The organism is Francisella opportunistica, assembly GCF_003347135.1.
Lineage (GTDB): Bacteria > Pseudomonadota > Gammaproteobacteria > Francisellales > Francisellaceae > Francisella > Francisella opportunistica.
In genome coordinates this window covers 537,030-551,440 of the sequence record NZ_CP022377.1, presented here as the reverse complement: position 1 = coordinate 551,440, position 14,411 = coordinate 537,030, and the positions used below count along the sequence as shown (strand labels likewise).

Genomic DNA, 14,411 nt, shown 5'->3' with positions numbered 1-14,411 from the left:
ATTTAATTCAAATCACAAATACAACTTAATCACAAAAGTTCATATTGGCTTTTAATTATTTCAGATTGATAGCTTTACCATCATATGCTCCGCCAATATTAGCAAAAACATCATAGCGTATATCTTGAGATTGGGATTTTTGCGGCACAAATATGATCTTTATATTGTGCCTATTTAAAAGACATATCTTTCATGCCAATAGTTTTATATTTCAATTCAATTGGGCATATTGAAGCATTCTTAGCAGTATCTGCATAGGATACCGAGCAAACGCCTAATGATAAAAATAATGAGCTTAACAAAACTTTTTTCATATAATCTCTTTAGCTAGGCTTCTAAAGAAATTCTACCGCATCTTAAGCAGCTATTATTTAGTACAAAAAACAACCAAAATTAAAATTTAGAAATAAAAAAAGCGACAAAAAGCCGCTTTATCATATCGTGGTGGGTGCTGAGGGGTTCGAACCCCCGACCCTCGCCTTGTAAGGGCGATGCTCTCCCAGCTGAGCTAAGCACCCGATAGCAACTTATTATATAGAGCTTTTGATACAAGTCAAGATATTTGTTAGAAGTTTGATAAAATTATCCTTCTATCTCATTTCTTAGTATTTGCTCTGGGGTAATTTCTGATTCAGCTATTTCTCTTAAAGCTACAACTGTGGCTTTTTCTTTTTTCTCATTGTCTATAGATTCAGAGTAGCCATTTTTTAGTATCTTATTTGCTCGCATAGAAGCTAAAACTACTAAATCAAACCTTGTTTCTACTTTATCTAAGCAATCTTCTACTGTTACTCTAGCCATTTTTCACTCCATTTTTTTTCAATAATTGTCTTACTTTATTATATATTATATCAATCACGGTTTTATTTTGCGCACCGTCAGGAATTATAATATCTGCTTTTCTCTTTGATGGTTCAATAAACTTGATATGCATTGGTCGCACTGTTTCTAGATACTGGTTTATAACACTCTCAACACTCCTGCCTCTTTCATTTTGATCACGCATCAAACGTCTGATAAAACATAAATCAGCAGGCGTATCCATGTATACCTTAAAATCCATCATTTTTAATAATTTACGATCATTAAACAGCATAATCCCTTCAAGTATAATCACACTTACACCACCAGCAATTTTCTCTGCTTTTTCTTCAATCCTTGAGTGAGTAGTATAATCATAATGAGGAATATAGATATCATTTCCTTGGACTAGATTATTTAAATCTTTTCTTAGCAATTTATGATCAAAAGCATCTGGATGATCATAGTTGATTTTGCAAGCCTCTTCAAAGCCAACCATTTCACCCCAGTTTTTATAATATCTATCCTCAGAAATTAACGCAATCTTGTTTAAATGTTTTGATTTTAATTTTTTAATGATAGCATTTGAAATTAATGTTTTACCAGAGCCTGAGCCACCAACTATACCTATTATAAAAGCATCGCCTTTACCAGCCATTATTTATACCCTATAGTTCTAACTTTGGTTGACTTTTTACTAAATGATCAAGCTCTTTTAGTAAACTTAGAAACTCTTTTATTTTATACATTGGGAACGAATTAGGGCCATCACTTTTAGCTTCATCAGGTTTTGGATGTGTCTCCATGAAGAGTCCATCTATACCAACTGCCATAGCTGCTTTTGATAAAACTGGTACAAATTCTCTTTGACCACCAGAAGAGCTACCTTGACCTCCTGGTAATTGCACTGAATGCGTAGCATCAAATACTACAGGACACCCTGTAGCTTTCATAATCTCAAGTGAACGCATATCTGATACTAGATTATTATAACCAAAGCTGACACCTCTTTCACAAACCATAATCTGCTCGTTACCAGTAGATTTAGCTTTTGTTACTACATGCTGCATATCCCAAGGTGCCAGAAACTGACCTTTTTTGATATTTACTGGTTTTCCTTGCTTACAAACCTCAACGATAAAATTTGTTTGACGGCATAAAAAGGCTGGCGTTTGTAATACATCAATAACTTCAGCAACCTCAGCAAATGGTGTATCTTCATGAACATCTGTAACAATAGGTATATTATAAGTTTTTTTGACCTTTGCTAAAATTTCAAGACCTTTATCTACACCTAATCCTCTAAAACTATTTATAGATGAACGATTAGCTTTGTCAAAAGATGATTTATAAACAAAGTTTATACCAAGATCCTTAGTTACTTCAGTAAGGTATCCGGCAGTATCCATTGCCATTTGCTCAGATTCAATAACACAAGGGCCAGACATTAAGAAAAATGGCTTACCATTCCCTACTTCAAAGTTAGCAATTTTCATAAGATTTTTATTTACAAATATTTAAATACACTTACCAGTATTATACAGAAAAAGATGAACCACAACCACAAGTAGTTTTGGCATTTGGATTTCTAATTACAAAATACGCCCCTTCAATATCGTCCTTATAATCAACATCAGCACCAACTAGATACTGAAAGCTCATCGAATCAACAACAAGGCGAACACCATTCTTAGTAATAACCATATCATCTTCTTTTACTTCATTATCAAAAGCAAAAGCATATTGAAATCCAGAACAACCTCCACCTGTGATATATACTCTAAGGTTAAGAGAATTGTCGCCTTCTTCTTCAATCAACTCTTTGACTTTCAAAGAAGCAGCCTCTGTAAAGTTTATTGGCTCAACACTTTGAACTTCTGCACTCATAAAATTACCTCATTACAAGAGAAAGTTTAACTCTACCCCCTCTATCAATATTCTGTACCAAGACTTCTAGACCTTGACCTTCGATTAGAGAGTTAGTTTTCATACCAGCCTGTTCAATTTCAGAGAAAGGTAAGTAACCATCTTGATTACCAAGCAAGTTTACAAAAGCTCCAGAATCTAAAAGCTTAACTATTTTGCCTTTATAAATTTGTCCTTCCTCAACTTCTGCGACGATTTCTTCTATCATTGCTATAGCCATATCCATAGATTTTTTGTCTTTAGCAAATATCTTAACTTCACCTGAGTCACTAGTATCGATTTGTGCACCAGTCTTTTCGATTATACCTTTTACAGTAGAACCACCACGGCCAACAACATCTTTAATCTTAGCAGGATTAATGTTCATCACATGAATTTGTGGAGCAACATCAGATACAGCTTCTTTATGTTCTTTTATTATCTCATTCATGATTCCTAGAATGTGTAATCTACCAACCCTTGCCTGCTCTAGTGCTTGCTCAAGAATTTCTCTCGAGATACCTTTAATCTTGATATCCATCTGTAATGCTGTAACACCATATCTAGTACCAGCAACCTTAAAATCCATATCACCTAGGTGATCTTCATCACCTAAAATATCTGATAATACTGCGTATTTAGCGCCATCTTTGATAAGTCCCATAGCAATACCTGCTACTGGCTCAGCAATTGGCACACCAGCATCCATCATTGATAAAGAAGAACCACATACCGTCGCCATAGAGCTTGAACCATTTGACTCTAAAATTTCAGAGACAACCCTAACAACATAAGGGTATGCTTCTTCGTTAGGAAATACTGCCTGAGTTGCACGCTTAGCTAAGTTAGCATGACCAATCTCACGACGCTTTGGAGCCATACCAACCATACCACATTCTCCTACAGAATATGGCGGAAAGTTATAATGCAACATATAACGACATTTCTCTATACCATCCAAAGATTCTACAAGCTGTGCATCTCTATCACTACCTAGAGTGGTTACAACTAAAGCTTGTGTTTCACCACGCGTAAACAAAGCAGAGCCATGTACGCCGGGTAAAACACCTATTTTGACATTAATAGGTCGAATAGTCTCAGTACATCTACCATCTATTCTTGGCTTACCTTCAAGGATATCTGATCTCACAAGGTCTTTTTCAATATCATGGAAAGTCTCTAGAATTTCTTTGTCACTATATTCATTACCATCAACATCACTAGAGAAAATATACTCTAGAACATTCTTTCTAATTGCGTTAAGTTTTAGATTTCTTTCTTGCTTTGATGCTATAGTATAAGCGTTCTTAATTTCACCAAAAAATTGTGACTTAATTTGTGATTTAAGAAACTTGTTAATTTGATATATAGAGTATTCCATACGAGGCTTAGATGCTACTTTGGCAAGTCTACTAATAGAGTTAATAATAGTTTTTAGATGCTTGTGAGCATATAAAATTCCACCAAGCATAACAGACTCTGGCAGACTATTAGCCTCAGACTCAACCATCAAAATAGCATCATCAGTTCCAGACACGACTAGATCCAAGTCTGAATCTTTCAAATCCTGCTTATTTGGGTTAAGAATGTATTTACCATTTGTATAACCTACCCTTACACCAGCAATAACATCATCGTAAGGTGCTCCAGATATTGCTAAAGAGGCCGAAGCACCTATCAAAGCTAACATATCAGGTGAAAAGGCACCATCATAAGATAAAACTGTGGCAACGATTTGAATCTCATTAAAAAATCCATCTGGGAATGATGGTCTTATAGATCTATCTATTAACCTAGAAATAAGAATCTGTTCTTCGGAAGGTCTACCTTCTCTTCTTAAGAAACCGCCAGGTATTTTGCCAGCAGCGTAAGTTTTCTCTAAATAATGTACCGATAAAGGAAAAAAATCAGCACCATCAGCTACTGATTTTTTAACCACTGTAGTTACTAATACAATATTATTCCCACAACTTACAGTCACTGACCCATCTGCTTGACGTGCCATACCACCTGTTTCAAGAACTATTTCTTTGTTACCTAGTTCAAAGACTTCTCTATATATTTTCACAGTTTAACCTTATTTTTTGAATTTAATGACGTAAGAACGATTAAGATGAAATTTATTATCTACGTATATTTAATTTCTTGATTAGACTACGGTATCTTTCAACATCTTTATCATGTAAATAGTCTAACAACTTACGGCGTTGACTTACTAATCTTAAAAGTCCTCTTCTTGAATGATTGTCTTTTTTGTGAGTCTCAAAATGACCTTGTAAATCATTAATTCTAGCAGTTAAAAGAGCTACTTGCACTTCTGGTGACCCAGTATCACCCTCTGCTAATTGATTTTCTTTAATTATTTTTTGTTTGTCTTGAGTTGTTAACATAAATTTACTCCATTTGTCTTGATTAAATTAACACCGAGCAAACCGCACAAAGGAACAGTTTACCAATAGATAATTATATACTATAACAATAAAAAAACAAACAGTTTAGTTGGCAATCTTATCTGGCTTGACACCTAATATTTGCAAGCTATTTAATGCAACATCTGCAAAAATTGGCGCAGCTACAGAACCACCACCATACTGGTCGCCTTTAGGATCTTTGATTGTCACAACTATAGCTAGTTTAGGATCAGTTGCCGGAACAATACCAACGAAACTTGCTAAATATTTAGCTCCATAACTACCCCCAGAAAGCATTCTAGCTGTACCTGTTTTGCCGGCAACATGATAAAGTGGAATTTGTGCTTTAGAACCAGTTCCACCAAGGTCTTCAACAACAGACTGCATCATACTTATCATTTCTTTTGAATTCTTTTCAGATATGATAGGTCTTGTTTCAATCTCTTCTCCAGCTCTTCTTTTTAGAATAGTTGGTTTAATATACTGGCCATTATTAGCAATTGCAGAGACACCAGCTATTAGCTGTAAGTCAGTAGCGTTCATACCATAACCAAAAGATAGTGTCGCTAGTTGGAAATCACCCCATTTATCTTTAGTTGGAACATAACCATCTCTTTCACCAGGTAGTTTTATCCCAGCCTTACTACCAAAACCAAAATTTCTTAATGAAGACTCTAATATGCTTGGCTCTGTCAAACCTAAAATCATCTTCGAGATACCAACGTTACTAGATTTCATTAAGATATGTCTTAAATCAATATCACCATAATCTCGTTCATCTCTGACAGTATTTTTACCGATACGATAGAATCCTGGATGAGTATCAATTACTGGCTCTTCTGGATTTACATTATCACCATAGGTTAGAACTGTTGCTGCTGCAAAAGTTTTCATTACCGATCCTAACTCATAGACATCAGTAATGGCTCTATTTCTTCTCCTATCAGGGTAAGCATCCGCCATACTGTTAGGGTTATATGAAGGATAATTTGCCATTGCTAATATCTCGCCAGTATGAACATCCTCAACTATCACAGAACCTGCTTCGGAGTTAGTTCTAATCACCCCTTCTTTAAGATATTTATATGCGATATATTGCAACCTAGAGTCAATACTTATCTGCAGGTTATGACCATTCTTAGGTTCGACATATTTATCTTCAACCTTAGAAGCCACACCACCATGCAGATCTTTTTTGTATTCAAAATAGCCATCTTGCCCGCTTAAAAACTTATTAAACTCAAGCTCTAAGCCCTCTTGTCCCTTACCATCAACATTAGTAAAACCTACAATATGCGCTGCTACCTCCGCCATTGGATAATAGCGTTTAAACTCTCGTATTACATGGATTCCCGTAATATCAAGGTCTTTAACCTTTTGCGATAAATATGGTTGCACCTTTCTTTCAATGTAAACAAAGCCACTTCTTCCCTCTCTAACCTTAACTTGCTTTCTTATTTTTTCTCTGGTTTTCTTAGTTAAATTTAAAATATCCATGACTTTATTTAGCTCGGGGCTATCAGCACTAATATAAAAAGGGTCCACCCAAATTGTATCAACAGGTGTACTTATTGCCAAAGGATTACCATTTCTATCAAGAATTATTCCTCTGTATGCCTTTATATTTATACTTCTATCACTGCGATTATCGCCTTCTTGCTTAAGCTTAGAATATTGGACAGTTTCCATATAGATAAGCTTTATAAATAAAACAATAAAACTTAGCAGCAGTAAAATAATTACAACAAGATGACGCAGTTTTGGTCGATAACTACTCATCACTTAACTCCTCTTTTTGCTCATTCAAAAAACCAATAGTCTTACGTGTTGGTAACATCATTTTTTCTTTTTGAGCAAACTTTTCTACAGCAGTTGGCGTAGCTAAAGAGCTGTATTCTAATACAATCTGACTCCATTGTTCATTTAAACGAATATCTTCAAGGATTAGATTTTTTTGCTCATTTAGCTGCAACTTATACTCAAAACGCACAACTATAAGGCTAAATGCGGTAATAAGCAATACGAATAATAATGCAAAAGAAATACCAACAGTTCTTTTAAAGAAACTATTTTTAAGTGACTCAAATAATCTTATCCTTATTTGACGGTTTGTTAACATCATAGCTTCTCGACCACCCTTAAGATAGCACTTCTTGAACGAACATTTTGTTTAAGCTCATCATCATTAGCTTTGGCTTTTTTTGTAATCCATTTTAGTTTTATCTGGCTATTATCTTGCGGTAACATCTTTGTAATTCTGTTAAGCTCTTGTTTGGGATTTATAAGTGTGCTAAATTTTTGTTTCACAATCCTATCTTCTAATGAGTGAAAAGATATAGCAGCTATCCTACCACCGACTTTAATAATTGCTAAAATATTTTCTAGCAGCGCTTCTAAATCTTTAAGCTCATTATTAACATAAATCCTCAAAGCTTGAAAACAGCGTGTTGCTGGATTTTTCTTTTCTTTTTTACCGATAGTTACGCGAATAAGCTCAGCTAGTTCTAATGTTGTTTTAATATTACCATTTTGTTGGATATAATCTTTTATGCGCAGTGCAATTTTTCTTGCAAAACGCTCCTCACCATAAACTTTAAATATATAACTTAGATCATCTACTGATAACTCTTCTAAAGCTTGGCTAGCTGTAATTCCTTTAGAAACGTCCATGCGCATATCTAGTGGACCATTGTGCATAAAGCTAAAGCCTCTAGCAGCATTATCTAACTGTGGTGAAGAAACCCCAAGATCCATAATTATGCCGTCAATTTGACCAAGAAGATTATTTTGCTGACAATATTGATAAATGCTTGCAAAACTTGCGTGAACTATCTCAAAATTACTAAACTGAAAATTAAGCTTAGCGTAGCTGATAGCATCAAGATCTTTATCAAAAGCTATTAAACGTCCTGTAGTAAGCCTATCTAAAATAGCCTTTGAATGTCCTCCTCTACCAAAGGTTGCATCGATATAAATACCCTGAGGATTAATATTCAAATCATTGATAGACTCTTGCAGCAATACTGAAAAATGCATGTTAAATTATGCCTTGACTAATTCATTAGTTAACTTTTTGGCTTTTGAAAAATCAGTTTTACCAGAACCAAGTTTAGGTATAGATATAACCTTAAAATAGTTTGTTGGTTTATATAAATTTTCTATACCCGAGTGCCTTACAATTTCTTTAAGATCAGATGGTTCAAGTTCTTCTAGAGTATAAAGTAAGCTAATTATCTCACCTCTTTTTGTATCTGAAGTAGCTACTGCTAAAACCTCAAAATCTATCTTTTGTGAATCATAACCTTTCTCTCTTAAAGCATCATAAACTTTTTGCTCAAGCAAGCCTAAACTTACCATCTCACCAGCAACTTTAGCAAATCTAGAATACCTATCAACAACTGTCAAATAGCCTTCTCCATCAATCTTACCTTTATCACCAGTTATATACCATGTATAACCATACTTTTGTATCATCACCTCGTTTGTCTTTTTAGGGTCATTAAGATAGTAATCCATCTTATTAACTCCTCTATATATAATCATACCCTCAACCCCAGCTGGTAGCTCTTCGTGTGACTCAGGATGGATGATTTTAAACTGTCCTCCTGGTACGGTTAGTCCAACAGTACCTATTTTGTTTGGAGATTTAGTAGGTCTATTAACTGCTGCCACAGGTGAAAGCTCAGTAGTCCCATAACCTTCATTAATCATTTTATCAAATTTATCTTCAAACATTGTACGGACTTCTCTTGAAAGTTTTTCAGCACCTGTAATAATCAGTCTAAGTGTAGCAAAATCTTCTTTCTTAACTGATTTATTCTTGGTGTAGATGCGCAAAAATGTTGGCGTGGCACACAGTACTGTGTTTTTATTCTTTTTAATTAAATTTGCAATACCCTTTGCATCTGTTGGATCCGTGTGACAAGCTATGTAACCACCTTGAAATAAAGATACTAGCGAGATTGTAAGTCCAAACGCATGAAAAATAGGCAATATTCCTGCTACAGAGTCATTCTCTCTACACTCAATAACATTTGTACTTTGGTAAACATTTGCCAAAAGATTTTTATGCTTTATAACAATACCCTTAGGTACACCCTCGCTACCACTACTAAATATTATAAACGAAACATCATCTAACTTAGTTGGCTTAAGATACTTCTTGACTAACCATGAAGCAGGCAAAATCTTAATTTCTAAAAATGTTTTTATAGCTTCTGACTTAGTAATCTTTGCTTTAATGTCCTCAAGATAAACAATCTTACACATTGAAAAAACTTCTTCAACATAGAAACCTTTATGTGTTAGCTTCTCAACAAATGCTTTAGAGGTAATAATAGTTTTGATTCCAGCATTATTAATAGAATGCCTTAATGCTTCCTCAGAAGCTGTGTAGTTTAGATTAACTATTGCTTTAGCACTCATCATCAATGCCAAAATTGCCAAATAGCCGCCACCGCTTGTCGGTAAGCAAACGCCTACATTATCTTCTTGCTGAGTAATTTCTTCAAGCTTTTTAGACATCAATACTGCACCAGTAGCAAACTTATAACCATCTAATGCCACCCCAGTCGTATCAGTCAATACTAGATTATTTTTAGCATTAAGCATCTGCCTAAACCATATCTCTGCAGGTGCTTTGAGTTGATTTAGATATCCTTCCCATGTTTTGACAGAAAGATCCTCCATCTCATCATTTAAGCATCTAAGATTTTCTAGCTTAGCAATATCAAAATAAATTTGTCTATCTAAATTTTTTCGTTGTGAAAAGTATGGCATTTCTGGACCACAGATAAATAATATAAATCTATTTTCACTTTGCTCAACTTGAGAAGTTAAATTTTTATTGACTAGTAACACACTTTGATGATCCCAAAAACTAATATGATCGATATATTTAATACCGATTTTATCCATACTTTTTTCAAGACCTTTAGCTCTATTATCAAAAGCTCCTAAAACTGTAATGCGCTTATCTTCAAAGTAAGTTCTCAATGCCAGTATTGTAACTATAGTGGTATCATTAGCAACAATTATTGAACCATTTTTAAAGTTTTTAAAATCGATATTTTTATTACAATCATATATGTACCACTGATTTAGTCTTTTATGTATTGAAGATTTAAGCTGTTTTAAATGCATTTCTCTACCAGTATCAAATCATAAATAGTAAACTTATAGATAAGTTACTATGTTATCATATAGTCACTTTAATTTTTATAATAATATTAAATTTATGCCTGAACTTCCTGAAGTAGAAACAGTAAAAAGAGGCTTAACCAAAACTATTATCAATAAAACGATAATTGATATTGAAATTAATACCGATAAACTTCGCTATGCTGTTGATAAAAATCAGTTACTAAAAATTAAAAATAAAGCATTCAAACAAATTCAGCGCAGAGGTAAGCATCTAATAGTCTTTATCAAGAAAGACTTACAATTAATCATCCACTTAGGCATGTCTGGAGTCATTAGGGTTATAGACTCAGCAAACTATAGCAAAATAAAACATGATCATATCATCGTAAGACTATCAGACAATCTAACTTTAGTATACAATGATCCACGCAAATTTGGTTACTGGCTAGTAAATACTAATCAGACACCTCTTGAGCATAGAGTTTTAGTTTCACATGGTGTTGAACCATTAACAGCCGATTTTAACAGTGATTATCTACTTTCTAAACTCAAGCAGACATCGAGAAAAATCAAACAAACCATTATGGACAATAATATTGTCGTTGGCGTTGGTAATATTTATGCCAGTGAAGCACTATTTGATAGTAATATCTTACCATCAAGAGCTTCTAACACTATTACAACCCAAGAAGCAAATAAGCTTGTAACCTCAATCAAGAAGATACTAGAAAAAGCTATTATTCAAGGTGGTACTACACTTAAAGATTATAAAAATACTGAAGGTAAGCCTGGGTATTTTACTCAACAACTAAATGTCTATGGCAGAACAGATCAACAATGCTACCTATGTAACACAAAAATCGAAAGTTTAGTTATAGCTCAAAGGAATACTTTCTTTTGTAAAAAGTGCCAAAAATAAACTTACATCGCAAGGAAATACCCATGTATAGTAGGATCTTGAGTTAATTCAGGATGAAAATTACTTACAAGAATATTTGCTTATCTAAGTAGTACCGGTGATTTTTCATTTGTGAAAATTTCTCAAAATCACAATTAATACCAGTCATTGGCTCGCCAAGGTCAGTAGAAACCTCCAGCTATTCTTTTCAAAGGTTTGTACAACCACAAACAAATGGTACTTTGAAACTATCTTTATCAATATGATTTAACTCATCAGCTGGAGTTAAAACCTCACTCTCATCAATAAAATTAACCCCTAATGACTCTAAAATTTGCGCTTCGGCAAAATGGCCAATTCGCGCTTTCGCCATTACTGGTATTGAAACTGCTAACATTATCTCTTTAATAAGTTTAGGATCAGACATTCTAGCTATACCACCATCCTTTCTGATATCTGCAGGCACTCTCTTAAGAGCCATCACAGCCACTGCCCCAGCTTGTTGTGTATTGACAGCATCCATTATGACACCACCTTTAAACATCTCTGCTAAACCTATCTTTATGTTAATACCTGATATTATTGATTCTCTTAATTTTGTTCATACTAACTAACTCAAAGGGTTATAATTTTTTTAGATGCTATAGATAAGTTAATTTTTGTTAAGATTTATAAACAATATTAAGATAATTTTTGAAGGCTAGATGTGACTAAACGTCTAAATTAACAACGTTTAAAGCGTTAGATTCAATAAAGTTTCTGCGTGGCTCAACTTCATCACCCATAAGAGTAGTAAATAAAGCATCTGCTTCAACCGCATCTTTTATTGATACTTGTAAAAGAACTCTATTATCAGGATCCATAGTGGTCTCCCAAAGCTGACCAGGGTTCATCTCACCTAGACCTTTATAACGCTGCACATCATTACCTCGTCTTGCTTCTTTAAGCAGCCAATCAATCGCTGATTCAAAATCATCAACATATTCTTTTTTAGCGCCTCTTTCTACATAAGCACCTTCAAAAGAAATATCTGATAAAACATCCCCGTATGTAACTAGATCTTCATAATCTTTAGTGCTAAAAAAACCACTCTTAACAATATAGTCAGTATCATAACCATTGATATAGTGATTAACTCCATACGATATAATTTCTTTACCATCCTCATCTACATCTTTTGTTTCGATAAGCTTAAAGCGCTCATAAGACAAAGCTTTTTGATTACATTTCTCAACGATTTTTTGCCACCATTCATAAATATCAGCACTTTCATCAACATACTTAGTTCCATATGCCATGACTCTAAGAAGTTTCTCAGGATATGTTTTTGTATACTTCTTGATTACTTTCTGTGATTTTTGATAAAGCTCATAATAGTTAGCCAAAACTTGACCAGAAATAACATTACCGTTATTTAGATAGATGCAAGCGCCTTCTAAGCCTATATTACCAAGGTATTCTGCTAGAGCATCCTCATCTTTTAAATACGTTTCTTGCTTACCTTTTTTTACTTTATATAAAGGGGGTTGAGCAATATATAGATAGCCTCTCTCAACTAACTCAGGCGTTTGTCTGTAGAAAAATGTCAATAGTAGAGTGCGAATATGCGACCCATCAACATCGGCATCTGTCATTAGAATAATTTTATGATATCTAGTTTTATCAGGGTTATATTCTTCAGCACCAATACCGCAACCTAAAGCTTTAATAAGCGTAGCAACCTCCTGAGAGCCAAGCATTTTATCAAAACGAGCTTTTTCAACATTCAAAATTTTACCCTTTAATGGCAAGATTGCTTGCGTCTTACGATCACGAGCCTGCTTTGCTGATCCTCCAGCAGAGTCTCCCTCAACAAGATAAATTTCAGATAATGCTGGATTTTTTTCTTGACAGTCAGCTAATTTACCAGGCAACCCTGCGATATCTAAAGCACCTTTACGACGAGTCATATCGCGGGCTTTACGCGCAGCTTCACGAGCTTTTGCTGAGTCTAAAATTTTCTCACATATAATTTTAGCTTCTTTAGGATTTTCTAAAAGAAACTCTTGTAATTTTTCATTAACTAATGACTCCACAGCTGACTTAACATCAGATGATACTAACTTATCTTTAGTTTGTGATGAAAACTTTGGATCAGGAACTTTCACAGATAATACCGCAGCTAAGCCTTCGCGCGTATCTTCACCTGTCAAAGTAACTTTTAACTTTTTATTTAAGCCTTCTGACTCAATGTAATTATTCATAGTTCGCGTGACAGCTGCTTTAAGACCAGATAAATGCGTACCACCATCTCTTTGCGGAATATTGTTTGTAAAGCAAAATATTGATTCTTTATATGAGTCATTCCACTGTAAAGCAAGCTCTACTTGGATATCATCCTTAATACCATTTACCGCTATAACATTTTCATGAATAGGTTTTTTGCTATTGTTTAAATACTTAACAAAAGCAACAATACCACCATCATATTTAAATATTTCTGATCTATTGTTAATTTTATCAATAAGCTCAATTTTGACCCCGGAGTTTAAGAAAGATAACTCACGGATTCTCTTCATCAAGATATCATAATCAAAGTCTACAAATGAGAATGTTTCTTTACTTGGTTTAAAAGTAATTAGTGTTCCAGTTTTATCTGTTGAGCCAACTTCTTTTAATGGAAATTGTGGTACACCGTGAACATACTCTTGATAATGCTCTATACCATTTCTATAAATTGTTAGCTTTAATTGTTCAGATAGAGCATTTACAACTGATACACCAACACCATGTAGCCCACCTGACACTTTATAAGAGTTATCATCAAATTTACCACCAGCATGCAGTACAGTCAAAATAACCTCTGCAGCAGAGCGCCCTTCTTCTTTATGAATATCTGTAGGAATACCTCTACCATTATCTGATACAGATACAGAGCCGTCTTTATTTATAATAACTTTAATATCATCACAATAACCAGCTAAGGCTTCATCGATAGCATTATCAACAACCTCAAATACCATATGATGTAAGCCACTACCATCATCGGTATCACCAATATACATCCCAGGTCTTTTTCTAACAGCATCTAAACCTTTAAGTACCTTAATACTCGATGAGTCATAAGCTTTATTCTCAGACATTAACAAGCTCCAAATTTATCGTTATATTTAAAATTCAATCAAGAAGTATTATAGCACAAATAAAAATTGATATTAATTTTGATAACAATGTAGTTAATAAACATTGAGGGTTTTCATTTTATCTAAAAATGC

12 protein-coding genes, 1 tRNA gene and 3 pseudogenes are annotated in these 14,411 nt (G+C 34.1%); 1 reads left to right on the top strand and 15 read right to left on the bottom strand.

Annotated features, from left to right (window positions below):
- Window positions 1-82 precede the first annotated feature (82 nt).
- From CGC45_RS02690 to migR, 12 genes and pseudogenes are all read right to left on the bottom strand, one after another.
- Window positions 83-314, bottom strand: a pseudogene (locus CGC45_RS02690) (hypothetical protein); the annotation flags it as partial.
- Window positions 315-442: 128 nt separating this feature from the next.
- Window positions 443-518, bottom strand: a tRNA-Val gene (locus tag CGC45_RS02685).
- A gap of 64 nt (window positions 519-582) precedes the next feature.
- Window positions 583-801 (bottom strand): DNA-directed RNA polymerase subunit omega, encoded by a 219-nt coding sequence (gene rpoZ, locus CGC45_RS02680; protein WP_071628840.1) that lies wholly within the window; start codon window positions 799-801, stop codon window positions 583-585.
- Window positions 794-1,459 (bottom strand): uridine kinase, encoded by a 666-nt coding sequence (gene udk, locus CGC45_RS02675; protein ID WP_071628839.1) that lies wholly within the window; start codon window positions 1,457-1,459, stop codon window positions 794-796. Before udk ends, rpoZ begins: the two co-directional genes overlap by 8 nt.
- A gap of 10 nt (window positions 1,460-1,469) precedes the next feature.
- Complete coding sequence (gene kdsA / locus CGC45_RS02670) at window positions 1,470-2,297, bottom strand: 3-deoxy-8-phosphooctulonate synthase (RefSeq protein WP_071628838.1); 828 nt, start codon at window positions 2,295-2,297, stop codon at window positions 1,470-1,472.
- A 40-nt stretch (window positions 2,298-2,337) separates the two neighbouring features.
- On the bottom strand, window positions 2,338-2,688 hold the full coding sequence (gene erpA / locus CGC45_RS02665; protein WP_071628837.1) for an iron-sulfur cluster insertion protein ErpA: 351 nt from the start codon (window positions 2,686-2,688) through the stop codon (window positions 2,338-2,340).
- Window positions 2,689-2,692: 4 nt separating this feature from the next.
- The gene (gene pnp, locus CGC45_RS02660) at window positions 2,693-4,774 is read right to left on the bottom strand and encodes a polyribonucleotide nucleotidyltransferase (protein ID WP_071628836.1); all 2,082 of its coding nucleotides are present in this window, start codon (window positions 4,772-4,774) and stop codon (window positions 2,693-2,695) included.
- A 55-nt stretch (window positions 4,775-4,829) separates the two neighbouring features.
- A complete protein-coding gene (rpsO, locus tag CGC45_RS02655) occupies window positions 4,830-5,096 on the bottom strand; it encodes a 30S ribosomal protein S15 (protein ID WP_014547865.1) in 267 nt (88 codons plus the stop codon).
- 105 nt (window positions 5,097-5,201) lie between these two features.
- Window positions 5,202-6,896, bottom strand: a complete 1,695-nt coding sequence (locus tag CGC45_RS02650; protein ID WP_071628835.1) for a peptidoglycan D,D-transpeptidase FtsI family protein — start codon at window positions 6,894-6,896, stop codon at window positions 5,202-5,204.
- Complete coding sequence (ftsL, locus tag CGC45_RS02645) at window positions 6,889-7,239, bottom strand: cell division protein FtsL (protein WP_071628834.1); 351 nt, start codon at window positions 7,237-7,239, stop codon at window positions 6,889-6,891. The genes CGC45_RS02650 and ftsL overlap by 8 nt, the downstream gene beginning before the upstream one ends.
- A complete protein-coding gene (gene rsmH / locus CGC45_RS02640; RefSeq protein ID WP_071628833.1) occupies window positions 7,236-8,153 on the bottom strand; it encodes a 16S rRNA (cytosine(1402)-N(4))-methyltransferase RsmH in 918 nt (305 codons plus the stop codon). The genes ftsL and rsmH overlap by 4 nt, the downstream gene beginning before the upstream one ends.
- Window positions 8,154-8,159: 6 nt before the next feature.
- Window positions 8,160-10,259, bottom strand: a complete 2,100-nt coding sequence (gene migR, locus CGC45_RS02635) for an iglABCD operon regulator MigR (protein WP_071628832.1) — start codon at window positions 10,257-10,259, stop codon at window positions 8,160-8,162.
- Between the two features lie 94 nt (window positions 10,260-10,353).
- On the opposite strand from migR, the gene mutM reads away from it, so the two are divergent.
- Window positions 10,354-11,178: a bifunctional DNA-formamidopyrimidine glycosylase/DNA-(apurinic or apyrimidinic site) lyase gene (gene mutM / locus CGC45_RS02630; protein ID WP_114702141.1), complete on the top strand. Its 825-nt coding sequence runs from the start codon at window positions 10,354-10,356 to the stop codon at window positions 11,176-11,178.
- Between the two features lie 2 nt (window positions 11,179-11,180).
- On the opposite strand, the pseudogene CGC45_RS09505 reads toward mutM, so the two are convergent.
- The 3 genes and pseudogenes from CGC45_RS09505 to gyrB form a co-directional block, all read right to left on the bottom strand.
- A pseudogene (locus CGC45_RS09505) lies at window positions 11,181-11,285 on the bottom strand (pyridoxal 5'-phosphate synthase glutaminase subunit PdxT); the annotation flags it as partial.
- 83 nt (window positions 11,286-11,368) lie between these two features.
- Window positions 11,369-11,737 (bottom strand): annotated as a pseudogene (locus tag CGC45_RS02620) (pyridoxal 5'-phosphate synthase lyase subunit PdxS); the annotation flags it as partial.
- Window positions 11,738-11,867: 130 nt separating this feature from the next.
- Complete coding sequence (gene gyrB, locus CGC45_RS02615; RefSeq protein ID WP_071628830.1) at window positions 11,868-14,279, bottom strand: DNA topoisomerase (ATP-hydrolyzing) subunit B; 2,412 nt, start codon at window positions 14,277-14,279, stop codon at window positions 11,868-11,870.
- Window positions 14,280-14,411: the final 132 nt, after the last annotated feature.

Coding starts and splice junctions, on each gene's coding strand:
- rpoZ (WP_071628840.1), bottom strand. CDS start 801: ATGGCTAGAGTAACAGTAGAAGATTGCTTAGATAAAGTAGAAACAAGG.
- udk (WP_071628839.1), bottom strand. CDS start 1,459: ATGGCTGGTAAAGGCGATGCTTTTATAATAGGTATAGTTGGTGGCTCA.
- kdsA (WP_071628838.1), bottom strand. CDS start 2,297: ATGAAAATTGCTAACTTTGAAGTAGGGAATGGTAAGCCATTTTTCTTA.
- erpA (WP_071628837.1), bottom strand. CDS start 2,688: ATGAGTGCAGAAGTTCAAAGTGTTGAGCCAATAAACTTTACAGAGGCT.
- rpsO (WP_014547865.1), bottom strand. CDS start 5,096: ATGTTAACAACTCAAGACAAACAAAAAATAATTAAAGAAAATCAATTA.
- CGC45_RS02650 (WP_071628835.1), bottom strand. CDS start 6,896: ATGAGTAGTTATCGACCAAAACTGCGTCATCTTGTTGTAATTATTTTA.
- ftsL (WP_071628834.1), bottom strand. CDS start 7,239: ATGATGTTAACAAACCGTCAAATAAGGATAAGATTATTTGAGTCACTT.
- rsmH (WP_071628833.1), bottom strand. CDS start 8,153: ATGCATTTTTCAGTATTGCTGCAAGAGTCTATCAATGATTTGAATATT.
- migR (WP_071628832.1), bottom strand. CDS start 10,259: ATGCATTTAAAACAGCTTAAATCTTCAATACATAAAAGACTAAATCAG.
- mutM (WP_114702141.1), top strand. CDS start 10,354: ATGCCTGAACTTCCTGAAGTAGAAACAGTAAAAAGAGGCTTAACCAAA.
- gyrB (WP_071628830.1), bottom strand. CDS start 14,279: ATGTCTGAGAATAAAGCTTATGACTCATCGAGTATTAAGGTACTTAAA.